The following is a 25,709-nucleotide window of genomic DNA, read 5'->3' as shown; positions in this document are numbered from 1 at the left end:
TACTTTTTCTCCTTCTTTTTATCTGTTTTCGTTATTATAACGGTTTCTTCTCCCCTTTTCTTTTGTCATTCGGAATTTTAGTCCTGTTCTTTTGCATAATCCGGAACAAAGCTGTCGATTTTATCTTAGTTTTTCTACCGCTTCTTTTTCCTGTTTTTCCGCCTCTCTTCTTATAAATTCCTTAAATCACTGGACAGACAAATGGGGCAATGATACAATATCGGAAACCTGGCATCCGCGCACAGGAGGTCCGCAAGGTCCGCGTCCCGATGCCGGAGCAACTGCATATTAACAGGCAGATCTACAGCAGATCTATGTAAGGGAGTATGATTATGATCAAATTATTAAAACCACTTTCATTCCTGCCTGCTCTGTGTCTGATGTATATGATCTTTACCTTTTCCGCACAGGACGGAACTACATCATCCCAGCTAAGCTACAAGGTGAGCTACAAGCTGGTCGAGGTAGGCGGGGAAATACTCGGAGCAGACTTTGAGCCATGGGAGATCGACAGTCTAGCCGTACGTTTTCATGGAGTGATTCGAAAAATTGCTCACATGACAGAATACTTTGCGCTGGCTGTGGCAGTCTCCTTTCCGCTGTATGTATATGGACTGCGCGGCATCTGGCTGATGCTTGTCGCCGGTTTTCTCTGCGTCGCCTTTGCCTGCGGAGACGAATACCACCAGTCCTACGTCGCAGGACGCGGGCCGTCCAAACGTGATGTGCTGATCGATTCCTTCGGCGTATTCTGGGGGATCATCCTGGTACGGATCATCGGATGGACCGGGCGCAAGACCATTTTCCGTCCGTTCGGAAAGAAAAAGAAGGCATACGCAGAAGTTCCGCCGTACCAGGCTCCGCCTTATCCGTATCCGCCCTATCCAAATGCACCATACGGCGGGAACGCTGACGCACAGCCAGTATCCTATTATCCGCCATACGGCACATCCGGCGACAGCACAGACAAGAAAAAACGTTTTTCCAGAAAAAACAGACAGACCCGCAGCGGTGCTCCAGATGGCTATGGCATTCCGAATGGCTACGGCGCTCCTGGCGGCTATAGCAGTCCAAATGGCTACGGCGCTCCTGGCGGATATGGCAGTCCAAACGGCTACGGCGCTCCTGACGGCTATGGCAGTCCAAACGGCTGCGGCGCTCCTGACGGCTATGGCAATCCTGGCGGCTACGACGCTCCTGACGGCTATGGCAATCCTGGCGGTTATTACGCTCCGACACAGCCGCCTTACCGCAGACCAGAGCGTGAATCCTCTGACCGGCTTTCTGAAGATTTATCTCTGAAAAAGCTGATGCACGATTTGAAGGAACAAAAAGCAGAACGCAAATCACATAACGATTCTTCGCATTCCTGACCATATGATAAATATGCTGAAAAGTAATCAGGGGGCTTCCGCTTTACCGTATATCGTAAAGCGGAAGCCCCCTGAACTATATCTTTTTTATTGTCATCCGACGCTGGCTGTTTATTCCTCTGTCGTTTCGCCGATCAGGATCTCCTCTGCATCCTCCTCCAGAATATCATCCTGGACATCTGCTTCCAGATTCTCCTCCGGCAGCTCCGGATCATCGATCAGCTCGTCGAGCAGCTCCTGCTCTTTTTCTTCCTCCAGCTTCTTTCTGGCATTGGCAAGATCATACTTGTAATCATCCGTACCGGAAATATCGATCTGAACATCGCGATAACGTCTCATACCAGTACCAGCCGGAATCAGCTTACCGATAATAACATTCTCCTTCAGACCGATCAGCGGATCCACCTTACCCTTGATCGCTGCTTCTGTCAGTACCTTTGTCGTCTCCTGGAAGGACGCTGCAGACAGGAAGGAGTTTGTCGCAAGCGCAGCCTTTGTGATACCGAGCATGACACGTTTGCCCTCTGCCGGCTGCTTGCCCTCTGCGATCATCCGCTCATTCTCATCCTCAAAGTCCAGAATATCCACGAGCGTACCCGGAAGGAACTGCGTATCGCCATTGTCCTCTACGCGGATCTTTTTGAGTGTCTGGCGCACGATCACCTCGATATGCTTGTCGTTGATCTCAACACCCTGCAGACGGTATACACGCTGTACTTCGCGCAGCATATAGTCCTGAACCGCCTCTACACCCTTGATCTTGAGGATGTCATGCGGATTCACGCTACCTTCTGTCAGCTCATCTCCGGCTTCCAGATAAGCGCCATCGACAGCCTTGATCCTGGAACCATATGGGATCAGGTATGTCTTTGACTCTCCTGTCTCATTATTTGTTACGATGATCTCACGCTTCTTCTTCGTATCGCGGATCGTAGCCACACCTGCGATCTCTGTGATGATCGCAAGACCCTTCGGCTTTCTCGCCTCAAAAAGCTCCTCGACACGGGGAAGACCCTGTGTGATATCTCCACCGGCAACACCGCCTGTATGGAACGTACGCATCGTAAGCTGCGTACCCGGCTCACCGATCGACTGTGCTGCAATGATACCTACAGATTCACCTACCTGTACCGGCTCGCCGGTAGCCAGGTTTGCGCCGTAGCATTTTGCGCAGACGCCGACATGAGAGCGGCAGGTCAGGATCGTACGGATCTTGATCTTCTGATACGGCTTTCCTTCCGCATCCACGCCATCCTTCATGATACGCGCCGCACGCTTCGGTGTGATCATATGGTTTGCCTTTACGATCACTTCGCCATTTTTATCTTTGATCGTCTCACAGGAGAATCTTCCCGTGATACGCTCCTGAACATTTTCGATCTCCTCACGGCCGTCAGTAAATGACTGTACATACATGCCCGGGATCTCGTCTCTGCCCTCACAGCAGTCGATCTCGCGCACGATCAGCTCCTGAGATACGTCTACGAGACGTCTTGTCAGGTAACCGGAGTCCGCTGTACGAAGAGCCGTATCGGACAGACCTTTACGCGCACCATGCGCAGACATGAAGTATTCCAGTACGTCAAGACCTTCACGGAAGTTTGACTTGATAGGAAGCTCGATCGTGTGACCGGTCGTATCTGCCATCAGACCACGCATACCGGCAAGCTGCTTGATCTGCTTGTCAGAACCACGCGCACCGGAGTCCGCCATCATGTAAATATTGTTGTATTTGTCAAGTCCGTCAAGCAGGGCTTTCGTCAGGATATCATCTGTCTCTTTCCATGTCTCAACGACTTCTTTGTAACGCTCTTCTTCTGTGATAAGACCACGCTTGTAGTTGCGTGTGATACGGTCAACCGTATCCTGTGCCTTCTGGATCAGCTGCGGCTTCTCCGGCGGCACGGTCATATCCGAAATAGATACCGTCATCGCTGCTCTTGTAGAATACTTGTATCCGGTTGATTTGATCAGGTCAAGCACCTCGGCCGTCTTTGTCGTGCCGTGTGTATTGATGACCTTCTCAAGGATCTGCTTCAGGCCCTTCTTTCCTACCAGGAAATCAACCTCAAGCTTGAGCTCATTGCCCGGGATCGTACGATCCACAAAGCCAAGATCCTGCGGAAGGATCTCATTGAAGAGGAAGCGGCCCAGTGTAGACTCTACGACATCAGAGATCACTGTACCATCCTCAAGCTTCTTCTGCATCCGCACCTTAATGCGCGTCTGCAGTGTGACCGCCTTGTTCTCATATGCGAGGATCGCCTCATTTACGCTCTTGAAGAACTTGCCCTCGCCAAGCGCGCCCGGTCTCTCCTGCGTCAGATAGTAGATACCAAGTACCATATCCTGAGACGGAACGGCAACCGGACCTCCATCAGACGGCTTTAACAGGTTGTTCGGAGAAAGCAGGAGGAAGCGGCACTCTGCCTGAGCCTCTACGGACAGCGGAAGATGTACAGCCATCTGGTCTCCGTCGAAATCGGCGTTGAACGCTGTACATACGAGCGGATGCAGCTTGATCGCCTTACCCTCTACGAGGATCGGCTCAAATGCCTGAATACCAAGACGGTGCAGTGTAGGAGCACGGTTTAACATAACCGGATGCTCTTTGATGACTTCCTCGAGTACGTCCCACACCTCCGGCTGCAGACGCTCTACCATCTTCTTTGCATTTTTAATGTTGTGCGATGTACCGTTGGCTACAAGCTCTTTCATAACGAACGGCTTAAACAGCTCGATCGCCATCTCCTTTGGCAGACCGCACTGATAGATCTTAAGCTCCGGTCCTACGACGATAACGGAACGTCCGGAATAGTCAACACGCTTGCCGAGCAGGTTCTGACGGAAACGTCCGGACTTACCCTTGAGCATGTCAGACAGGGATTTCAGAGCGCGGTTGCCCGGTCCTGTGACAGGACGGCCGCGGCGGCCGTTGTCGATCAGCGCATCGACCGCCTCCTGCAGCATACGCTTCTCGTTGCGGACGATGATATCCGGAGCGCCAAGCTCCAGCAGTCTTTTCAGACGGTTGTTTCTGTTGATGATACGGCGGTACAGGTCATTTAAGTCAGACGTAGCGAAACGTCCTCCGTCGAGCTGTACCATCGGACGCAGATCCGGCGGAATGACCGGGATGACCGTCATGATCATCCACTCCGGGCGGTTGCCGGATTCGCGGAATGCTTCTACGACCTCAAGTCTCTTGATGATCCTTGCCCGCTTCTGTCCGGTGGATTCCTTGAGTCCGCGCTTTAACTCTGCAGCCTCTTTTTCCATGTCGATCGCTTCCAGAAGCTCCTTGATCGACTCGGCGCCCATGCCGGCGCGGAAGCTGCTGCCCCATTTCTCGCGTGCCTCCTGGAACTCACGCTCTGTGAGCACCTGCTTGTAGTGCAGATCCGTTGTCCCCGGATCCAGCACGATATAGTTTGCAAAATACAGAACCTTCTCCAGTGTACGCGGGGAAAGATCCAGTATCAGACCCATTCTGGAAGGGATGCCCTTAAAATACCAGATATGGGAGACCGGTGCGGCAAGCTCGATATGCCCCATACGCTCACGGCGCACGGCAGCCTTCGTCACTTCTACTCCACAGCGGTCGCACACAACGCCTTTATAACGGATCTTTTTGTACTTTCCGCAGTGGCACTCCCAGTCCTTGCTCGGTCCGAAAATGCGTTCGCAGAAAAGTCCCTCCTTCTCCGGCTTTAATGTACGGTAATTTATAGTTTCCGGCTTCTTTACCTCTCCGTGAGACCATTCTCTGATCTTGTCCGGAGATGCAAGGCCGATCTTGATCGCATCAAACGTCATCGGCTGATATGCCTCATTGTTTGTTGTCTCTGGCATTGATGGTACTCCTTTCACACGTTACTCTTCGTCGTCAAAAGTTTCTTCCATTTCTTCCAAAAAGTCTTCGTCGCTGTCTTCCTCCACATCGACCAGCTCCTCGCCTTCAAATTCCTGGCGGCTGAAGCCGTAGTTGCCAAGAGAGTCCTCTTCCTTATCACGGTATCTGCGGTCGCCCTCGATCACAGAGCGAAGATCTGTCTCGCCGTAATCGGCAGTCTCCATGATCTCTACCTCTGTATTGTCCTCCCGCAATACCTTGACGTCCAGTCCGAGAGACTGAAGCTCTTTGAGAAGTACCTTAAAGGATTCCGGAATACCCGGTTCCGGGATATTGTCACCCTTGATGATCGCTTCATAGGTCTTCACACGTCCGACCACGTCATCCGACTTCACAGTCAGGATCTCCTGAAGGGTATAGGATGCGCCGTATGCCTCAAGCGCCCATACCTCCATCTCTCCGAAACGCTGTCCGCCGAACTGTGCCTTACCGCCCAGCGGCTGCTGCGTAACAAGTGAGTACGGACCTGTAGAACGTGCGTGGATCTTATCGTCTACCAGATGGTGCAGCTTCAGATAATGCATGTGTCCGATCGTTGTCGGGCTGTCGAAATACTCGCCCGTACGGCCGTCGCGCAGAAGCACCTTACCATCTCTGGAGATCGGCACGCCCTTCCACAGCGCTCTGTGATCTCTGTTCTCATACAGATAATCCAGGACCTCCGGAAGCAGCTCGTCTCCGTGCTTTTCTTTAAATTCTTCCCACTCAAGATTTACGTAATCATTCGCAAGATCCAAAGTGTCCATAATATCGTTCTCGTTCGCTCCATCGAATACCGGCGTAGCCACGTTAAAGCCGAGCGCCTTTGCAGCAAGGCTTAAATGGATCTCAAGCACCTGTCCGATATTCATACGGGACGGCACGCCCAGCGGGTTCAGCACGATATCAAGCGGACGTCCGTTCGGAAGGAACGGCATATCCTCTACCGGAAGCACACGGGAAACGACACCCTTGTTTCCGTGACGGCCGGCCATCTTGTCTCCGACAGAGATCTTTCTCTTCTGAGCAATGTAAATGCGGACCGCCTGATTTACTCCCGGAGCCAGCTCATCGCCATTCTCGCGTGTAAATACCTTTGCGTCTACAACGATACCGTACTCGCCGTGCGGCACCTTCAGAGAAGTATCTCTTACCTCGCGCGCCTTCTCGCCGAAGATCGCACGCAGCAGACGCTCCTCCGCCGTAAGCTCTGTCTCTCCCTTCGGAGTCACCTTTCCGACCAGAATATCTCCTGCACGTACCTCTGCTCCAATGCGGATGATACCTCTCTCATCGAGATCCTTGAGCGCATCATCGCCGACACCCGGAACATCTCTTGTGATCTCCTCCGGTCCGAGCTTTGTATCACGCGCCTCCGCCTCGTATTCTTCAATATGAACAGATGTATACACATCATCCATGACAAGCTTTTCACTTAAAAGGACGGCATCCTCGTAGTTGTAACCCTCCCAGGTCATGAAACCGATCAGCGGGTTCTTTCCGAGCGCGATCTCGCCGTTTGACGTAGACGCTCCGTCCGCGATCACCTGGCCCTGCTCCACGCGCTCGCCCTTAAAGACGATCGGTCTTTGATTGTAGCAGTTGCTCTGGTTGCTTCGTACGAACTTCATCAGATGATACTCATCTCTCATACCATCGTCTGTCTTTACAATGATCCGGTTGGACTCGGAGCGTTCTACCACACCTGCATGCTTTGCAAGCACGCAGACTCCGGAGTCGACTGCCGTCTTGACCTCCATACCTGTACCGACAACCGGCGCCTCTGTCTTAAGAAGCGGCACCGCCTGACGCTGCATGTTCGATCCCATCAGAGCGCGGTTCGCATCATCGTTCTCCAGGAACGGGATCAGCGCCGTAGCGACAGAGAATACCATCTTCGGAGAGACGTCCATGTAATCAAACATGCTTCTCTCGTACTCCTGTGTCTCCTCGCGGTAACGACCGGAAACATTTTTACGGATGAAATGTCCTTCCTCATCCAGCGCCTCGTTCGCCTGCGCTACATGGTAATTATCCTCTTCGTCCGCTGTCATGTAAACAACCTCTTCTGTGACGCGCGGATTCTTCGGATCTGTTTTATCTATCTTGCGGTACGGCGCCTCTACAAAGCCGTACTCATTGATTCTTGCATACGTAGCCAGTGAGTTGATCAGACCGATGTTCGGTCCCTCAGGAGTCTCGATCGGGCACATTCTTCCATAGTGGGAATAATGTACGTCTCGCACCTCGAATCCTGCACGGTCTCTGGACAGACCACCCGGTCCCAGAGCGGAGAGACGTCTCTTGTGCGTCAGCTCACCAAGCGGGTTGTTCTGATCCATGAACTGAGACAGCTGGGAAGAACCGAAGAACTCCTTTACCGCTGCTGTCACAGGCTTGATATTGATCAGAGACTGCGGGGAGATCCCCTCGATCTCCTGTGTCGTCATACGCTCGCGTACGACTCTCTCCAGTCTGGACAGACCGATGCGGTACTGGTTCTGCAAAAGCTCGCCCACCGCACGGATACGACGATTTCCGAGATGGTCGATATCATCGTCATTTCCGATGCCGTACTCCAGATGGATATTGTAGTTGATAGAAGCGATGATATCCTCTTTTGTGATGTGCTTCGGAATCAGCTCGTGCACTGATTTTCTGATAGCATCCCTGATATCATCTGCATTGTCATTTTCTTCCAGTATTTTCTCGAGAGCCGGGTAGTATACTAACTCTGTAATGCCAAGCTCATGCGGATCGCAGTCCACATAGCTGCGCAGATCTACCATCATGCTGGAGAGAACCTTTACGTCGCGCTCCTCCGTACGGATCATCACGTACGGAACCGCTGCGTTCTGGATCTCATCGGCCATCTCGCGCGTCACCTCTGTGCCGGCCTGCGCGATGATCTCGCCGGTTGTCATATCAATGACATCCTCTGCGAGTATATGACCTGTGATGCGGTTGCGCAGCAGCAGCTTTTTATTGAACTTGTATCTTCCCACCTTCGCCAGATCATAGCGGCGCGGGTCAAAGAACATACTCATAATGAGGCTCTCAGCGCTCTCTACTGCAAGCGGCTCACCCGGACGGATCTTCTTATACAGTTCAAGAAGACCTTCCTGATAATTCTCGGAAGTATCCTTTGCCAGTGTCGCCACGATCTTCGGCTCCTCGCCGAACAGATCTATAATCTCTGCATTAGAACTGATACCGAGTGCACGAATCAGAACCGTAACCGGTACCTTTCTCGTCCTGTCAACGCGCACATAGAAAACATCATTGGAGTCTGTCTCATATTCAAGCCAAGCGCCGCGGTTCGGAATCACGGTACAGGAATACAGCTTCTTGCCCAGCTTATCATGGGCGATCGCATAATAGATACCCGGAGAACGCACAAGCTGGCTGACAATAACACGCTCCGCTCCATTGATCACGAACGTACCTGTCGCGGTCATCAGCGGAAGATCACCCATGAAAATATCATGCTCGCTTATCTCGTCATTCTCCTTATTGCGAAGACGTACTCTGACCTTCAGCGGTGCGGCATACGTGGCATCACGCTCCACACACTCCTCAATCGAGTATTTTTTATCGTCCTCACACAATTTAAAATCCACAAACTCAAGGCTCAGCTTGCCGCTGTAGTCTTCAATCGGTGAGATATCATCAAAGACTTCTTTGAGTCCCTCATCCAGAAACCACTGATAAGAGTCTTTCTGAACTTCAATAAGATTCGGCATTTCGAGAACCTCTTTCTGCCGCGAGTAACTCATACGAAATCCTTTACCATTTGTAATAGGACGTATCCTGTTTTTCTCCATTGATGTTTCACCTCTGTTCTTTCTGCAGTCTGAATCTACTTTTGGGCATAGTTATACCATTGGGCATAATCCCGCACAATAGTGCAACTTACATTTTATCGCAACCAAAGGTAGCTGTCAAGAGTTTTTTACCCAAATTTTTCTTGCTCCAAAATTTCGAGAAATGTAAAAGTAACTTCCGGTTCTTCTTCGCACTTCCGGAAGCTTGTTTTTCATTAAGGCTTTATGAAAGACTTATTTCCGGTTATCCTCTTCCTGTGATGTTCATGGGAGAAAGGATGTACATAATGAGAGCAAAACATTTAACCTTAGAAGAAAGAAAAATAATCCAGGAGGGCATCGAAAAGCGCTTGTCCAAAACAGCCATTGCCCGTTCCCTCCACAAAGATCCGACTACCATTGCAAAAGAAATCAAAAAGCATAGAACCTTAAAACCACGCAACCGCTTCAATTCACCTGTCATCTGTTCAAACTTTAAACAGTGCAGCAAACCCCGTAAATACTGTTCTGAAGCCTGCCCGTCCTATGCCGAACAGTCCTGTTCCCTGCGTGACCGCTCCGTCGGCGCCTGCAACCATTGTCCGGACATCAAACACTGCCGGCTGGATCATTACTTCTACAACGCCAGTCATGCTCACGAAGATTATCTCTTTCACCTGTCCGATTCCAGACAGGGCGTTAATCTTTCAGAGCCGCAACGTCTACTCATTGCACAAACCATTGCCCCGCTCCTCAAAAAAGGGCAGTCCCTTTATCAGATCCTTGCTAACCATCCGGAACTCTCCCTTTCGGTAAAATCCCTCTACACCTACATCGAAGGCGGCGTTTTTAAAGACTTTGGCGTTGATAACTTCTCTCTGCGCAGACAGGTTTCCATGCGCGAACGCAAAAAGCTGAAAAAACGCAGAGAGCCGGTCAACTATGAGGGGCATAAGTTTTCAGACTATCTCGCGTTTCTTGCCGACAATCCTTCCATCCCGACAACGGAGATGGATACTCTGTACAACCAACCGCAAGGACCTTATATCCAGACCTTTTCTTTTCAGAATACCGGACTTATGATCGGATTCCTCCATCAGGAAAAAACTTCGGAATCCATGGCTTCTGCCTTAGATTTCCTTCAGGAGCTTCTCGGCATCGACTATTTCCGCCTCTTTTCCCTGATCCTCACTGACCGTGGGACAGAGTTTGAAAAAGTCTCCCTCTTTGAACAGAATCCAAAGAGCGGACAGATACGGACAAATATCTTTTATTGCGACCCACAGACACCAAGCCAGAAACCTCATGTAGAAAATAACCACAACTATGTCCGGAATATCCTTCCGAACCAGCGGAATCTCGAACACCTGACGCAGAAAGATCTGAATCTTATGTTCGATCATATCAATTCCGTTCCACGAAAGGTATTAGGCGGAAGAACTCCTTATGAGGTCTTTTCCTTCTTTTATGGGGAAACGCTGCTGCATAAGCTGGGTGTCAGACGGATCGAACCGGATTCCGTAACGCTTCAGCCGTATCTGCTGAAAATAGAATAAGCCAGCCACAACCGCTGACTTATCCTTACACCATTAATTTTGCCCCTATGAACACACGTCCCATATGTATTCTTCTGGGCAACGGAACTTTGTCTTTCACAAAAAAAGAAAAAGCTCCCTTTGCTCCGCTTTGCATGCGCAAAAAAGCGGAACTGTACTTAAAGTTTACACAAAAAAAGTCTTTTAGGCAAGAAAAACTTCCGTTTTCCTGCCTGAAAACAGAAGTTTCTCTTTCATCCGGACGTTACTTTTACAACCGGAAGTTACTTTTATAATTCACCTGCTCCAAAATTTTTCAAAAATCGCTCTTAGAAAAGAAAACCCTGCAACCTTTTACCGATTACAGAGTTTCCTTTTCAGCTTACTTTTTTATTTTTACCCTTGCGCTGATTCCCTTTGCCCTCAAAACCTTCTTATACGTTTTCATTTTACTTCCGGGCACTTTTACTGTTGCCTTATCATAGATTTTCTCAAATGCCTTTTGCCCTACTTTTTTTGTGCTCAGCTTCTTTGTCTGAATTGTGATCTGCGACAATTTTTTGCAACCATAAAATGCCTGTTTTCCTATTTTTTCAACTCGTGCAGGAATTTTAATCTTTTTCAGCTTACTACACTTATAGAAAGCTTTGTTTCCTATCACTTTCGCATTCTTCCCAAGCTCAACTGAATTCAGATTAACGCAATTACTGAATGCATTATCCCCTATCACTGCAACATTTGCTCCGATCACTACCTTTTTCAGCTTTTTATTTCCTGCAAAAGCATGCGGCGCAATCACTGTCACATCATATTTTACACCTTGCAAAACTACAGTATTCGGAATTTTTACAGTCGAACCTTTTTGTGTCGTTCCCACATAGGTTACTTCTTTTTGTGTCGCCCCCGAAGATGCCACCCGATAGATTCCCTCACTCGTACTGTCGCGCAATACCGTGCCCTGTGGCAATACTTTATTTTCAGATTCCGGATACTGTAACGGCTTTTCTGTCTCCGCGGGTCTTTGCGGCACTGCCGGACGAGTAGGTTCAAATGGTTTCTCTATTGAAGGCTTATCCTGCGGCTTGGAAACTTTCTTTGGAATTATCTCTGTTTTCCTATCGCCACACGTATTACATATATATGTCATAATACCGGTAGCATACTCCGTTGCTTCTTTTGTAATTACACCATTTCCGTAATAATGCCCCTTCGCAGAAATCGTCTGCTGTACTGCCAACACTGCGCCACATACGGAACAGTGTTTTCCTGCGGTCTTTCCTGCTGTTGCACACGTTGCTGATACCGCCGGATCAATTACTTCTGTATGTCCTTTCGCCGGAACTACCTGCTGCGCCGTTATCACTGCATTACATACAGAACAATGCTTACCTGCCGTTTTTCCCGCCGTCGTACACGTTGCTTCCACTGCCGGATCGACTACTTCTGTATGTCCCTTTGCCGGTACGGTTTGTTGTTCTGTAATTACTTTTTTACATACTGAACAATGCTTGCCTGCCGTCTTTCCCGTCGTCGTACACGTTGCTTCCACTGCCGGATCGACTACTTCTGTATGTCCCTTTGCCGGTACGGTTTGCTGTTCTGTAATTACTTTTTTACATACTGAACAATGCTTGCCTGCCGTTTTTCCTGCCGTCGTACACGTTGCTTCCACTGCCGGATCGACTACTTCTGTATGTCCCTTTGCCGGTACAGTTTGCTGTTCCGTAATTATTTTTTTACATACTGAACAATGCTTGCCTGCCGTCTTTCCTGCCGTCGTACACGTTGCTTCCACTGCCGGATCGATTACCTCTGTATGTCCTTTTGCCGGTACCGTTTTCTGTGCTGTAATTACTTTTTTACACACTGAGCAGTGCTTTCCTTCCGTCTTGCCTTCCGTTGTACATGTCGCTGACACAGCTGGATCGACTACTTCCATATGCCCTTTCGCTGGTACCGTTTTCTGGGCTGTGATTACTTTTTTACATACTGAGCAGTGCTTTCCGGCTGTCTTTCCGGCTGTTGTACATGTCGCTGACACAGCTGGATCAGTCACTTCATAATGTAAAAGCGACACCCCTGCTTCATTTACTGTCGCCCAATTATAATTGCCCGCCTTGTCATAAACATATATATCACTTCGATACGGTCCACACTCATTTTTGTGCACAGAACGTTTTACTTGAAACGAATAGGTATTTCCCGATTTTGTATACGATTCATCTTTAATATCATCTTGAGCATTATTCACTGACCATGAAGGCAACCAAACCTTGTCAATTCCCACATTATCTGTTGCGGTAAATGAAACTGTATAGCTATCCTTCGTAATGTTCGACACTTTAACATTTGCAATTTTAGGTTTTTCTGTATCTTTTGGTATATTTATTGTCGTATGTCCAATTATCGTATGATCCGTTCCAGCCCCCACATTGATAGCATACACATACACCTCTTGTTTTCCTGTTTTTTGTGTACGAATAACGCTATCAATTCCATGATAATTTCCTAAAGCAGGATCTGCCAAATTAACGGGAACATCTGGTCTATATACATTTGCCGCAATTGCATGTGACTCTCCTTTACCTGCTGGTCCCCCCACATAAACATGTATCGATAAGGCCTCTGACTTTCTATCCTTGTCCAATGCCCAACCAGTTATTTTAATTCCACCTGCTATCCCTGTGATATCGCATGCACCCTCTGGGTTATGTCCTTTGATATAATCCTTATATCGATATACCGAAACCCCTGCGTTTCTCTGTTTAAAATAATCAAAGGTTTGTGTATAATGCCCCACTGTATTTTGGGCTACTGCATTTGCATCGTATATCTCAATAGTATTTGACCCTGCATTCACATTAACTACAATCATGGAATGCGGTCCCCCTGATCCATTTCTTTTTACCTGTATATAGTCACCCGGAGCCGCCTTTTCAAGTAACGATTCCAAACTTGCCAGAGAGTATCCCGGTGCCAGAGTTCCTATCGTCGTTATATCTGATGCAACATTATTCAATTTGTAACAGGTACTATTGCTGGAAAGTGCGCCATTCCCCACCTGTCTGCTGCCGCGTTCAAAAATCGTATTAAATACTTTGTGTGCAAATGCATAGCATTGCGAACCGCCCGCAAAACTCTGTGTCCACAAAGAACCCTTAGGATACTGTTTCATTACAGAACTTAAACGTGTCTGCACTTCTCCTGCCGAAATTGGCGCTGCCTTCGATTGCAAAGTATTCACTGACATAAACCAAATGCTTGTGATTATCACAATAATCAATAACCTCATACAGCTCTTTTTAACTTTCATCACCATTCTCCTCCCTGTTCAATACTTTTTCTTCAAGATAATAGTTTATCTTCCATACTCCTTCTTTTTCATTATAATATACACCTGTTTTCTTTACAAGTTAAACTTGTATATTTTAGAATATTAAATTCTACTTTTCATAAACTAAACTTGTAATATAAATCAAAAAAGGAATTTTTCATGAATCGAATTCGGGAATTAAGAGAAGAAAAAGGAATTACACAGGTCCGTCTTAGCATTGAGTTGGAAGTTTCACAAGAGACCATCAGTGCATATGAAATGGGAAAATATTTTCCAAGTGTAAAATCACTATTAAAATTGCGCGAAATATTCAACGCCAACATTGATTATATCCTCGGTCTTTCCAGCAACAGATATGAACCATTGCAAGTAAATTCTCTAAAAGAAGAAGAAATAGCACTTATTCAGGCGTTCCGAAAGCTCGATCTGACAGGGCGTGAAAAAGTCAAAGCCTATATCGATGGTTATCTGGCTCATATGCAGGGCTCCTGATTTTTTACAGACTCACTTTTTCTTCTGCATTTTACAGGATTTTCAAAATTACGTTTTTATAAAATTCAGCCATGCACAAAGTTACAAAAATCTGAATCCAAATTTGTTTGAAAACGAAGATTTTCTGTATACTTTTTGTATGGCTGAACTGTTTTTACAGGCGTCAGTACGCCTTTCCCGCAAGGATCTCTTTATAATCTTTCAGATTCTTTTCCAGCAGCTTTGGCGTGTCCAGATGATATGGACATTTGCTCATGCACTGGTTGCAATGCAGACATTCCTCGATCTTCATCATCTTTGCCTGCATCTCTCCGGTCAGCTGCGCATCCGACGGCGCGCGGCGGATCATCAGGGACATCCGGGCACAGTTGTTGATCTCTATACCGGCCGGACACGGCATGCAGTAGCCGCAGCCCCGGCAGAAATCTCCCATCAGCTCTTTCCTGTCCTTCTCGATCAGCGCACGCAGCTCATCGGTCATCACCGGAGGAGTCTCAATATAAGAAAGGAACTCCTCCAGCTCACGCATACGCTGCACACCCCAGATCGGCAGCACATTGTCAAACTGCACTTCAAACGCATACGCCGCGGCAGAGTTTGTGATCAGGCCGCCCGAGAGCGCTTTCATCGCAATAAAGCCCATATCCTTCTCCTTACATGCATGCACAAGCGCGATATCATCCTCGGTCGCCAGATAACAGAACGGGAACTGCAGCGTCTCATACAGCCCCGAAGCTATCGCCTCACGCGCGACGCCTAAACGGTGGTTTGTGATACCGATGTGCAGGATCTTTCCCTGCTTTTTCGCCTCAAGCATACACTCATATACGCCGCTTTCGTCTCCCGGCTTCGGGCAAAAGGACGGATTGTGGAACTGATAAATATCCAGATGGTCCGTCTTCAGATTTGTAAGCGTTGTCTCCAGATCCTTCCAGAAGTCCTCCGGCCTTACTGCCGCTGTCTTAGAAGCTATGTACACCTGATCTCTGACCTCCGAAAGCGCCAGACCAAGCTTGTGCTCACTGTCTGTATAGAACCGCGCGGTATCAAAAAACGTCACGCCACTGTCATAGGCTCTCCGTACGATTTTTACCGCATCCTCATCGCTGATGCGCTGGATCGGAAGCGCGCCGAAGCCGTTTTTATTTGTCACGATCTCTGTTTTTCCCAGTCTTACTGTTTTCATGTGGATTCCTCCCCTTCTTTTTCTGTTTTCTCTGTCATGCATTCTGCCTCATTCGCCGGTCTGCTCTGCTGCGCACCGGGCAAGCAGCGCCCGGATCTCCTGCTCTTTGCCGCACACAAAGCCCTGTACCATCTCCGGTCTGCCGCCGCCTTTCCCGCCAAAGCTCTCCCTCAGAGCTTTGGCAGCAGTCCTCGTATCCAGCCGGCTGCTTCCGATAATATAGTGATACCCCTCCTCTTCTGTGCCTTCAAATGCCGCACACAGGCCACTGCACCGTTCCATCGCCTGATTCACAAAGCTCCTCACTGCGATCATATCAAAATCCTCAACAAAGAGACAGACGTCCTGCTGATCCGGCCTGATCTGTTCAAGCTGTCCGGACAAAGAGGCTGCCTGAAGCCGGTTGAGCTGCTCCCGCAGCGCGCTGATCTGTTCCTTCTGGTGCAAAACGGCCTGCGCGACGGCCTCCTGCTTTGCGGAAAGCGCGACAGATACCGCCTCAACGCTCTCCTGCTTTTGCATATAATCCTGAAGCGCTCTGCTCCCGCTCACCATCACCATACGGCAGCCGCCGCGATGGCGCTCACAGGAAAGGATCTTGATCAGACCGATCTCTCCTGTCCTGCCGACATGCGGAGCACAGCAGGCACACCGGTCGACACCGGGAATCTGCACGATCCGCACCTGTCCCTCTATCTCGATCTTGCTCCGGTACTCCAAAGCTGCGAGCTCCTCCTTCGCCGGATACAGCACCTCTACCGGAAGATCGGCAAACACCGCCTGATTTGCCAGTGTCTCGACCGTGCGCACCTGGTCTTTGGAGAGCTCTCCATTAAAATCAAGCGTTGTCAGCTCCTCGCCAAGATGAAATCCGACATTATCCAGCCCATACAGGCGGTGCACAATACCCGAGAGGATGTGCTCCCCGCTGTGCTGCTGCATCCGGTCAAACCGCTTCTCAAAATCAAGGCGTCCCGCCACCTCATCGCCTGCCTCAAGCGGCAGATCCGTCACATGCCAGATCATGCCGTCCTTCTCCTGCGTATCAAGCACTGCGACAGCCTTTTGCTCTCTCCGGGTCTGCAGCTCCTGCGCATTCTCACCCTCCTCTCCCTTTTTGCAGAGCCATCCGGTATCTCCAAACTGTCCTCCGCCCTCCGGGAAAAATGATGTGCGGTCAAGCAGGATACCGTATTTGTCCTTATACGCCCTGCACGCAAGTACTGTCGCTGTAAATTCGCTTTTGTGGCTGTCCTCATAATACAGGCGCTGCGTCGAAACTGCCGCCTGCTCTATCGTTTTTTCCTGCATCATTTGTCACCTCGTAAATGTAGAAATGGGATGCTGCGCATCACCCGGAAAGACTCCCGATGATTTTGCAGCATCCCGCCCGCAGCTGATCCTTATGCGATCTCTGTCACCTTATAATCCTGCTCTTCCACTGCCTTTTTGAGCACGTCATTTGCGATCTCGGCATTCAGCTTCACTACGGCAGTCCCTGACTCATGGCTGACCACTGCCTCGTCTACCTCCGGCAGCGCCTCCAGTACTTTTTTCACTCTTGCCTCACAATGTCCGCACATCATGCCTTCAATCTTCATCGTTCTTTCCATTGTATTCTTCTCCTTTACTGTTTTATTTTTATGACTGATTTTTTTATCTTTTGCTGTATTATACATCGAAAACAGGTTTAAGCGCAATGCATTTGTTACAACACAGAAGCTTGATAAGCTCATTGCCGCCGCTCCGAACATCGGATTGAGCTTCCAGCCAAACAGCGGATACCACAGACCTGCTGCCAGCGGAATACCGATGATATTGTAAATAAACGCCCAGAACAGATTTTCGTGGATATTCCGCAGGGTCGCGCGGCTTAACCGGATCGCTGCCGGTACATCCAGCAGCCTGCTCTTCATCAGCACCACATCCGCAGCGTCGATCGCCACATCGGTGCCTGCGCCGATCGCGATACCGATATCTGCCCGCGTAAGCGCCGGGGCATCATTGATCCCGTCACCCACCATTGCGACCCTTCCCTGCTCCCTGAGAGCGCGGATCACGCTTTCTTTTCCGTCCGGAAGCACACCGGCGATCACCTCATCTACGCCCGCCTGCGCTCCGATCGCCTTTGCGGTCCGCTCATTGTCCCCGGTAAGCATCACGACGCGGATCCCCATATTTCTGAGCTGGCGCACGGCCTCCGGGCTGTCTTCCTTGATCATATCCGCAACGGCGATCACGCCCGCAAGCTTTCCGTCTCTTGCAAAAAACAGCGGAGTCTTTCCCTCCTCTGCCAGCCGCATCGCTTCTTCCTGCGAGGCCTGCGGGATATCTGCCTTTGTACGGATAAACGTCAGATTCCCCCCTGCCAGCGCTGCGCCGTCCAGAGTCCCTGTCAGGCCATTGCCCGGCACCGCCTGAAAATCAGTAATCTCCCGCATCACAAGTCCCGTCTCCTTCGCATACCTTATGACTGCCTTTGCAAGCGGGTGCTCACTTTTTTGCTCCAGTGCACACGCCAGCTCCAGAAGCTCTTCCCGCGTTGTCCCTTCTGCTGCCAGAATATCTGTGATCTCAGGTTCACCGCCTGTGATCGTCCCCGTCTTGTCAAGCGCCACGATCTCGACCTTTCCTGTCTCCTCCAGAGATACTGCAGTCTTGAACAGCGTCCCGTGCTTTGCACCCATACCGTTTCCTACCATGATCGCTACCGGCGTCGCCAGACCAAGCGCGCACGGACAGCTGATCACAAGAACTGATATCCCCCGGGCCAGTGCAAAGCCAATGCTCTGTCCTGCGAGCAGCCATATCAGGATCGTCACTGCCGCAATTGCGATCACGACCGGCACAAACACACCCGATACCTTATCTGCCACCTTCGCGATCGGCGCTTTCGTAGCAGCCGCGTCGCTGACCATCTGGATGATCTGAGAGAGCGTCGTATCCTCTCCGACCCTCGTTGCCTCACACTCAAGAAATCCCGACTGGTTCACCGTAGCTGCCGAAACGGGATCTCCCGCCTCCTTGTCCACCGGGATACTCTCTCCCGTAAGCGCAGACTCATTGACAGCGCTGCTGCCTGCTATGACAACGCCATCTACCGGGATGTTTTCCCCCGGCCGCACGACAAAGTGATCGCCGATACGGACCTCCTCAATACCTACTGTGACCTCCTGTCCATCCCGCAGCACAGCAGCTGTCCTGGGAGCCAGCTTCATCAGCCCTTTCAGGGCATCTGTCGTTTTTCCCTTGGAGCGCGCCTCCAGCATCTTCCCCACTGTGATCAGCGTCAGGATCATCGCCGCCGACTCAAAGTAGAACTCATGCATATAGCGCATCACGCCTGCCATGTCGCCGTGCAGCTGCGCATCACTCATCGCAAAGAGCGCGTACGTGCTGTATAGAAATGACGCGCCGGAGCCCAGCGCCACCAGCGTATCCATATTCGGCGCCCGGTGGAGAAGTCCCTTAAAACCACTGACAAAAAATTTCTGGTTGATCACCATAATGGCTGCCGTAAAAAGAAGCTGTACAAGTCCCATAGACACATGATTATCTGCCAGCACAGCCGGAAGCGGCCAGCCCCACATCATATGCCCCATAGACACATACATCAGCGGGAGCAGCAGCACAAGAGAGGCAACCAGGCGCCGCTTCATCGCCGGCGTCTCCCGGTCCTGCAGCATATCTTCGTATTCCTGTGCCAGATTCACGCCGCTTTTTTCTCCCTGCGCCGGACCTGGCGCGCCCTTTTCCGACGCTCCGTACCCGGCAGCCTCCACAGCTGCAATGACCTGCTGCGCAGTCGCATCCCCCTCCACGCCCATAGAGTTCGTCAGCAGACTGACCGAGCACGCCGTCACACCGGGCAGCCCTGCAACCGCTTTCTCAACCCGCGCGCTGCATGCCGCGCAGCTCATACCTGTTACATGATACTGTTTCATCGCATCTCCTCCTTCCGAAGCCACGAACTTTTATACCCCTATCCGGTATCTTTTTTCATTATATACCCCCGTCAGGTATTTTGCAAGGTTTTTATGACAGAAGTTTTCGCAGCCAAATGTGCCTTCAAAAAAATACCGGAGCATCTCCCGTATCTATAAGAGTCTCCGGTATTTCTGTCTTTTATTTCAGGAAACCATTTACAATCTGCTCCTCGGCTTCCTCCTCCGTCAGTCCCAGCGTCATCAGCTTGATGATCTGCTCGCCTGCAATCTTTCCGATCGCCGCCTCATGGATCAGCGCCGCATCCAGATCATTCGCCTCAAGCTGCGGAACAGCCAGGATCCGCGCGTTGTCCATAATGATCGCATCGCACTCAGTATGACCGCTGCACGGCGCATTGCCGATGATCCGTGAATCAAATTTCTGATAAGAAGCGTCTCTTGCTACCGAGCGGGAAATCACATCTGCGCTGGCATTTTCTCCGTTCAGACTGACTGCATAGTTGCTGACTGCGCTCTGGCTGCCGTGCGTCATCAGACGCTCGCGCACGATCAGCTTCGCGCCCTCTGCCAGCTCTGCCTTCGTGTCACGCACGGTGGAATCAACCCCTTTGATCTGGACCATGTCCATCTCCATGTAGCTGCCTTCCTCCATATAGACCTCTGTCCCCGGATTCAGGATCCTCTTTCCGGCTCCATCCCCGGCTCCATAGTGCTTTTCCACGTATTTGATGCGTGCATTTTTCCCTACATAAAAGCGGTGGATCCCGTCATGCTGAGAATCCTGCGTACCACAGTTGTCAATACCGCAGCCTGCCACGATCACGACGTCACTGTCCTCGCCGATATAAAAATCATTATATACCGTCTCCCTGATCCCGCTCTGGCTCAGGACGACCGGGATATGCACACTCTCATGTCTCGTACCCGGCGCAATGCGGATATCAATACCGCTGCCGTCCTCCTTCGTCACAATATCAATATTCGCCGTTGTGTTTCTGGCTGCCATCTGGCCGTTCGCGCGGATATTGTACGCGCCTTCCGGCACCTCATGAAGATCAGCGACTTCCTCGATCAGCCTCTTTTGAATCTCATCCAGCATCATCGCTCTCCTCCTTTTCCCTGATAGAATCCCTCACATACATTTACAGCCGAAGCGGTCCCCAGCAGATTCGGGAGCACTGCCTCTCTCGTATCCTGCTGCACGATCCTTCCGTCTGCGATCACCACGATCTCATCCGCAATATTCAAAATACGCTCCTGATGAGAAATGACCAGAATGGAGCCGTGCTCGATACGCTCCTGCATCCGCTCAAATACCTGGATCAGATTCTGGAAGCTCCACAGATCAATACCGGCCTCCGGCTCATCAAAGACCGAAAGCCTTGTCCCTCTGGCCAGCACCGTTGCGATCTCAATGCGCTTAAGCTCTCCTCCGGAAAGACTTCCGTTTACCTCTCTGTTGATATAATCCTTCGCGCAAAGTCCCACCTCAGAGAGGTACTTGCACGCGTCTGCCACACTCACTCGCTTTCCTACCGCCATGCGGATCAGATCAAGCACCTGGATCCCCTTAAAACGCACCGGCTGCTGAAAGGCAAAGCTGATCCCCATCCGCGCGCGCTCCGTAATACTCTTGTCCGTAATATCTACGCCGTCAAAATAAATCCGTCCCGAAGTCGGCTGTACAATACCTGCGATCAGCCTGGCAAGCGTTGATTTTCCGCCGCCGTTTGGTCCGGTGATCACTACAAATTTCTTTTCATCGATCCTGAGATTAATATTCCTCAAAATATCCTTTTGTTCCTTTTCGTCTGATACCTCAAACGACACATCCTTTAACTCCAGCATCTTTTTCACCTTTTCTTTCCGATGTTTTCGGCATTTATTATAATGAAAATCCTTCCATCTATCAAGATGGGATCTGTACTTTTTTCTATCGCCTGCAGCCGCGCCGCTTCCTCGCGCACTTTTGCCTGTCTGCCTCCGGCACATCCGGTCATGCGATCATATCCGGCCAGGAAAGAATCTCCTGCGCGATCACTTCTTCATAATCGCCCTCCAGATCCTGACTCCTCCCGACATTGAACACATTCGTCTCTGCTCCCCATACGCCATCGTAGTACTCCCATACATGAAAGCTCAGTCCGCGGAACAGAAAATCCAGACTTCCACAGCCATCCTCCTGCGTATAAGCAAATGAAATTTTTTTCTGCCGCAATGCTTCCTGCACACGCTCTAAACGCATGGTATCCTCCTCACTTTCTCCGCACAAAGTATGCTTTGTGATCGTGCCACTATTATTATACGTTAGTTTTCTCATATGTCAATGTGGACAACTTATGCCAAAACAGGCGTATTCCGGATCTTCTCTATTCTGCCTGTTTTTCCCGCAGCCGCACCTGCATCCTGACCGGCTGATGATCCGTATACTGAAAATCAGTATCTATATTTTCCACGCTGACCAGCTCTACATTATCTGACAGGATAAAACCATCTATCACATACACCTGCGAATCCTGATAATTGCCGCTGTACGGCGCATTCAGCAGCCGGCAGGTCGGCACGTTATCGGATACTGCATAGGAAAATCCCTCCGGAATGTCATCCGCCCCGACGACTCCCGGCACCCAGTTTTCTTTATCATGGATCGGATATTTCTCCATTCCCTCAAATGTCTGATTGAAATCACCGCCTGCGATCACATAATTCCCTTTTTCATACTCTTCCTTCAGCTTCTCTGCCAGCATCCTGCTCTGGGCGATCTTGCCTTCGCCACTGTCATACGCTTCCAGATGGAAATTGATCAGCACAAGCTCTTTCTCGCTGCCTTCCACCGGGAGACGGCACTCCAGCATACAGCGCTTTAAATTACAGGTCTTTACCGGCCAGGTAAAAGACTCCGGCAGCGCGATGCGAAAAGCCTGCCCGACCTCATACGGCGTCATGGTCACAAGCCCGCTCTCAACCTTCCCGATCGGCGGCAGAGGATATGGCACAAAGTCGCAGCGGAAATTGCACGCATACATTCCCTGATACCCAAGCGCCGCTTCATAGGCTGCCTGTTCATCGATCCGATAGGACCGCTTTGAGTCCCGGTCTACCTCCTGCAAAAAGTATACATCTACTTCCTGCTCTTTTAAGATCCTGCTGATCCCCTCCAGATTTTCCTGCACCAGCTCTCTGCTTTCCGGCTGTACCTTTTTCCCGCCGTCCATGAAGAAATCCTCATCCCTGCTCAGTCCCGCATATCCTGTATTAAAGCTCAGGACGGTAAATTCCTCTCCGACTCCGATTTTTTTCTTTCCTTTTGAAGCTGCAACCTCCTCCACCGGCTCCGGGCGATACTCCCGCACAGTCAGGTAAATGACTGCCGCCGCCAGAAGCAGCGCCAAAACGCACAGTACCAGTCCGATTATCTTTCCTGCTCTTTTCATTTTTTCTCTCCCGTTTTTCTTTTTATATATTTTTCCCTCTGACCGTCCGGCTTTTTCTTCCGGCTGCCCTTTTTCTCTTTTGCACCTGACCGGCGCTTCTGAACGGATTAGCAGTTGCATGATCCCCCAGACCTGTTATAAAATAGGGACACTTGATACTGCCATCTGAAAGGAGTTCTTATGGATAAAACAATTTATGAAGTTCCCTGCATCCGGCCCCGGAAAGCCGGTTCTGCTATACCGTCTCCGACAGTGCCCCCGGATCCCGTCATGGTATCCGTACCCGGCTCAAAAAGCATTACAAACCGGGCGCTCCTCCTCGCTGCGCTCGCAAACGGCGTATCTGTCCTGCACGGCGTACTGTTCAGTGATGATTCCCGCCATTTCCTGGCCTGCCTGCAGTCCCTGGGTTTTGAGGTCTGCATAAATGAGACGGACCAGACTGTTTCCGTCACAGGACTTGGCGGCCAGATCCCGCTGGAGGAAGCCTCTGTATATGTCGGAAGCGCCGGGACCGCCGCGCGCTTTTTAAGCGCCTGTCTGGGCACCGCAAAAGGTACTTACCATATGGACGCATCACCGCAGATGCGCAGACGGCCGATGGCGCCTCTTCTGGATTCCCTGCGCGGGCTCGGATGTGAGATCACCTTTGCCGACAGAGAAGGCTTCTTTCCTTTCACTCTGACAGGGCACGGCTTTTGCAGCAGCGAGCTGACGGTAGACATCGGCAGCAGCAGCCAGTTTTTAAGTGCGCTTCTGATCTCCGCCGGTCTTGCGCAGCAGGACATAACGATCCATATAACAGGCACGCATGGCATGTCCTACATAAAAATGACAGAGGCTATGATGCAGCAGTTCGGCGTGACGGTGCGTCATCCGTCCGATGCATGCTTTGTCCTTTCCGGGGAACAGACGTACCGCGCCAGGACGTACGAGATCGAGCCTGATGTATCTGCCGCATGTTATTTTTATGCAATGGGCGCGCTTCTTGGCGTCCCGCTTGTCGTGCGCGGCGTATCCTTCTCCTCCCTGCAGGGAGATATCGCCTTTCTGAGGCTGCTCGAAGCGATGGGCTGCTCGCTTCTGGAAGAAGAACACGGCATCCTTCTCCTGCCCCCTGCAGATGGAGTCCTGCACGGAATCGATGCAGATATGTCTGCCTGCTCCGATCAGGCGATCACACTGGCCGCAGTCGCCGTATTCGCTGACTCTCCGACTACTATCCGCAATATCGGACATATCCGTTATCAGGAGAGCGACCGCATGGCTGCTATCACGACAGAGCTTAAAAAAATGGGGATCCAGTGCGCCGAAACACAGACGGATCTGACCATCTATCCTGGCAGTCCGTGTGCATGCACTGTAGAGACGTATGATGACCACCGTATGGCTATGGGCTTTTCTCTGATCGGTCTGTGCGCCTGCGGTATCCGCATCAGCGATCCCATGTGCTGCCGAAAAACCTTCGAAAACTATTTTGAAGTGCTGGAAGAGACTATCTCCCGGCTAAACATCTGACCTCAGCCTTCACAGCAGAAGCGATACAGAAAATGCAGCGCATCCTCCATGACCGACTCATCTATATCAAAGCCGGGATTGTGGATCGGATATACCGTCTGCCCTGCCTTGCCTGCCAGGAAGACGCAGCGCATTCCCGGTATCTGCTGCATATAGCAGGCCGCATTGTCTCCGACAAGGAATGGCTTTTCCCCTATAAAAAACTGATCTCCAAACAGCTTCCTCCCGATCCTTGCACCTTTTTTTACGAGAGCTGCATCATTTATGATCGGGGGGATTTTTTTCGTCAGCTCCAGGCGGATATCCGCGCCAGTCTCTCCCGAAATCTGCGCCAGTCTCTGATCCAGCTCTTGAAGAACCGCCTCAAAGTCCCCCTCTGTAAATGCGCGCAGCGATCCCTTCAGCTGCGCGTCTGCCGCCATGATATTCCCGCCGGTACCTGCCTCCATCCTCCCAAATCCCAGAACAAACGGAAACTGCGTCTGAAAGCCTTCGTTGATCTCATGGATCGCCACCACTGCGCGCGATGCCGCGTACAGCGCATCGATCCCGTCGCTGCGCTGGCTCCAGTGGCTTGCCTTTCCGCTCACATGGATCTGCAGCCCGCCTACCGCCGCAGTCGATATGCTTTGCTGGATCTCCATAGAACGCGTCTCCTGATTTGCAAAATGAAAAATCAGGACAGCCTCAGGACGCGGCTCCTCAAAAGCGCCGTTCGCGATCAGATACCGCGCCCCCTCCCCAGTCTCCTCAGCCGGTTCAAACAGAAAACGGATATTGTACCGCAGCTTTTCCACATGCTCTGACAAAAGCTTTGCAAGACTGAGCACGACAGCTGTGATCGCATCATGTCCGCATGCGTGCATCCGCCCCGGATATACCGAGGAAAACGAAAGCCCCGTATTTTCACAGACCGGAAGCGCATCAATCTCCGCCCGGATCGCAAGCGTAGGAAGAGCCTCCCCCGCCATCAGCGTCCCGATCACACCAGTCTCCCCGGGGATCCGGCAGGGGATCCCCAGACCTTCGAGATAATCCGCAATAAAACGGCTGGTCTGCCGCTCCTGCATGGACAGCTCCGGATGGCTGTGCAGCCAGCGGCGCAGACGCAGCAGCTCTTCCCTGTACGTTTTTGCTGCCTCCTCATGCGCGGTATTTCCCGCCTCCAAATTTCTTTTCATTCCTGCCCTTTTCC

The 25,709-nt window shown here is 50.7% G+C and carries 15 protein-coding genes; 4 read left to right on the top strand and 11 right to left on the bottom strand.

Translation table 11 applies throughout. The annotated features are described in order from the left end of the window. Positions 1–332: 332 nt before the first annotated feature. Entirely contained in the window at positions 333–1,373 is a 1,041-nt protein-coding gene (locus QOX44_RS18130; RefSeq protein ID WP_331488431.1) for a VanZ family protein, read from the top strand. 111 nt (positions 1,374–1,484) lie between these two features. Here QOX44_RS18130 and rpoC read toward each other — a convergent pair whose 3' ends face one another. Next, complete coding sequence (rpoC, locus tag QOX44_RS15300) at positions 1,485–5,225, bottom strand: DNA-directed RNA polymerase subunit beta' (RefSeq protein ID WP_283684364.1); 3,741 nt, start codon at positions 5,223–5,225, stop codon at positions 1,485–1,487. 21 nt (positions 5,226–5,246) lie between these two features. Continuing rightward, a complete protein-coding gene (rpoB, locus tag QOX44_RS15295; protein WP_283684362.1) occupies positions 5,247–9,089 on the bottom strand; it encodes a DNA-directed RNA polymerase subunit beta in 3,843 nt (1,280 codons plus the stop codon). A gap of 287 nt (positions 9,090–9,376) precedes the next feature. Between rpoB and QOX44_RS15290 the strand changes: the two genes are divergently transcribed. Then, a complete protein-coding gene (locus QOX44_RS15290; protein WP_283682841.1) occupies positions 9,377–10,624 on the top strand; it encodes an IS30 family transposase in 1,248 nt (415 codons plus the stop codon). A 361-nt stretch (positions 10,625–10,985) separates the two neighbouring features. Here QOX44_RS15290 and QOX44_RS15285 read toward each other — a convergent pair whose 3' ends face one another. Continuing rightward, positions 10,986–13,916: a leucine-rich repeat protein gene (locus QOX44_RS15285; RefSeq protein WP_283684361.1), complete on the bottom strand. Its 2,931-nt coding sequence runs from the start codon at positions 13,914–13,916 to the stop codon at positions 10,986–10,988. 180 nt (positions 13,917–14,096) lie between these two features. On the opposite strand from QOX44_RS15285, the gene QOX44_RS15280 reads away from it, so the two are divergent. Further along, the gene (locus tag QOX44_RS15280) at positions 14,097–14,429 is read left to right on the top strand and encodes a helix-turn-helix transcriptional regulator (RefSeq protein WP_283684359.1); all 333 of its coding nucleotides are present in this window, start codon (positions 14,097–14,099) and stop codon (positions 14,427–14,429) included. A gap of 163 nt (positions 14,430–14,592) precedes the next feature. On the opposite strand, the gene QOX44_RS15275 is transcribed toward QOX44_RS15280, so the two are convergent. From QOX44_RS15275 to QOX44_RS15245, 7 genes are all read right to left on the bottom strand, one after another. Beyond that, positions 14,593–15,615, bottom strand: coding sequence for an aldo/keto reductase (locus QOX44_RS15275; protein ID WP_283684357.1), 1,023 nt, complete (start codon positions 15,613–15,615; stop codon positions 14,593–14,595). 48 nt (positions 15,616–15,663) lie between these two features. Then, positions 15,664–16,929: an alanyl-tRNA editing protein gene (locus QOX44_RS15270; RefSeq protein ID WP_283684356.1), complete on the bottom strand. Its 1,266-nt coding sequence runs from the start codon at positions 16,927–16,929 to the stop codon at positions 15,664–15,666. A gap of 89 nt (positions 16,930–17,018) precedes the next feature. Then, entirely contained in the window at positions 17,019–19,559 is a 2,541-nt protein-coding gene (locus QOX44_RS15265) for a heavy metal translocating P-type ATPase (protein ID WP_283684355.1), read from the bottom strand. Positions 19,560–19,740: 181 nt separating this feature from the next. Next, entirely contained in the window at positions 19,741–20,661 is a 921-nt protein-coding gene (locus tag QOX44_RS15260; protein ID WP_283684426.1) for a SufB/SufD family protein, read from the bottom strand. Further along, positions 20,661–21,410, bottom strand: coding sequence for an ABC transporter ATP-binding protein (locus tag QOX44_RS15255; RefSeq protein WP_283684353.1), 750 nt, complete (start codon positions 21,408–21,410; stop codon positions 20,661–20,663). The genes QOX44_RS15260 and QOX44_RS15255 overlap by 1 nt, the downstream gene beginning before the upstream one ends. A gap of 148 nt (positions 21,411–21,558) precedes the next feature. Continuing rightward, positions 21,559–21,807: a kinase gene (locus tag QOX44_RS15250; protein ID WP_283684352.1), complete on the bottom strand. Its 249-nt coding sequence runs from the start codon at positions 21,805–21,807 to the stop codon at positions 21,559–21,561. Between the two features lie 124 nt (positions 21,808–21,931). After that, positions 21,932–22,996 carry an endonuclease/exonuclease/phosphatase family protein gene (locus QOX44_RS15245; RefSeq protein ID WP_283684351.1) on the bottom strand — a complete coding sequence of 355 codons (1,065 nt, stop codon included), beginning with the start codon at positions 22,994–22,996 and terminating at the stop codon, positions 21,932–21,934. 180 nt (positions 22,997–23,176) lie between these two features. Between QOX44_RS15245 and aroA the strand changes: the two genes are divergently transcribed. Further along, positions 23,177–24,514 (top strand): 3-phosphoshikimate 1-carboxyvinyltransferase, encoded by a 1,338-nt coding sequence (gene aroA, locus QOX44_RS15240; protein WP_283684350.1) that lies wholly within the window; start codon positions 23,177–23,179, stop codon positions 24,512–24,514. 2 nt (positions 24,515–24,516) lie between these two features. Here the strand turns inward: aroA and QOX44_RS15235 are convergent, their stop codons facing one another. Then, on the bottom strand, positions 24,517–25,695 hold the full coding sequence (locus QOX44_RS15235) for a M20 metallopeptidase family protein (RefSeq protein ID WP_283684349.1): 1,179 nt from the start codon (positions 25,693–25,695) through the stop codon (positions 24,517–24,519). Positions 25,696–25,709: the final 14 nt, after the last annotated feature.

It is taken from the genome of Parablautia sp. Marseille-Q6255, from assembly GCF_951230155.1.
GTDB lineage: Bacteria > Bacillota > Clostridia > Lachnospirales > Lachnospiraceae > Choladousia.
The sequence above is the reverse complement of the archived record's forward strand: the minus strand, read 5'-3'. Positions and strand labels throughout refer to the sequence as shown.

Excerpts from the sequence above, each read along its gene's own strand:
- QOX44_RS18130 (WP_331488431.1), top strand. The coding sequence starts at position 333 with ATGATCAAATTATTAAAACCACTTTCATTCCTGCCTGCTCTGTGTCTG.
- rpoC (WP_283684364.1), bottom strand. The coding sequence starts at position 5,225 with ATGCCAGAGACAACAAACAATGAGGCATATCAGCCGATGACGTTTGAT.
- rpoB (WP_283684362.1), bottom strand. The coding sequence starts at position 9,089 with ATGGAGAAAAACAGGATACGTCCTATTACAAATGGTAAAGGATTTCGT.
- QOX44_RS15290 (WP_283682841.1), top strand. The coding sequence starts at position 9,377 with ATGAGAGCAAAACATTTAACCTTAGAAGAAAGAAAAATAATCCAGGAG.
- QOX44_RS15285 (WP_283684361.1), bottom strand. The coding sequence starts at position 13,916 with ATGAAAGTTAAAAAGAGCTGTATGAGGTTATTGATTATTGTGATAATC.
- QOX44_RS15280 (WP_283684359.1), top strand. The coding sequence starts at position 14,097 with ATGAATCGAATTCGGGAATTAAGAGAAGAAAAAGGAATTACACAGGTC.
- QOX44_RS15275 (WP_283684357.1), bottom strand. The coding sequence starts at position 15,615 with ATGAAAACAGTAAGACTGGGAAAAACAGAGATCGTGACAAATAAAAAC.
- QOX44_RS15270 (WP_283684356.1), bottom strand. The coding sequence starts at position 16,929 with ATGATGCAGGAAAAAACGATAGAGCAGGCGGCAGTTTCGACGCAGCGC.
- QOX44_RS15265 (WP_283684355.1), bottom strand. The coding sequence starts at position 19,559 with ATGAAACAGTATCATGTAACAGGTATGAGCTGCGCGGCATGCAGCGCG.
- QOX44_RS15260 (WP_283684426.1), bottom strand. The coding sequence starts at position 20,661 with ATGCTGGATGAGATTCAAAAGAGGCTGATCGAGGAAGTCGCTGATCTT.
- QOX44_RS15255 (WP_283684353.1), bottom strand. The coding sequence starts at position 21,410 with ATGCTGGAGTTAAAGGATGTGTCGTTTGAGGTATCAGACGAAAAGGAA.
- QOX44_RS15250 (WP_283684352.1), bottom strand. The coding sequence starts at position 21,807 with ATGCGTTTAGAGCGTGTGCAGGAAGCATTGCGGCAGAAAAAAATTTCA.
- QOX44_RS15245 (WP_283684351.1), bottom strand. The coding sequence starts at position 22,996 with ATGAAAAGAGCAGGAAAGATAATCGGACTGGTACTGTGCGTTTTGGCG.
- aroA (WP_283684350.1), top strand. The coding sequence starts at position 23,177 with ATGGATAAAACAATTTATGAAGTTCCCTGCATCCGGCCCCGGAAAGCC.
- QOX44_RS15235 (WP_283684349.1), bottom strand. The coding sequence starts at position 25,695 with ATGAAAAGAAATTTGGAGGCGGGAAATACCGCGCATGAGGAGGCAGCA.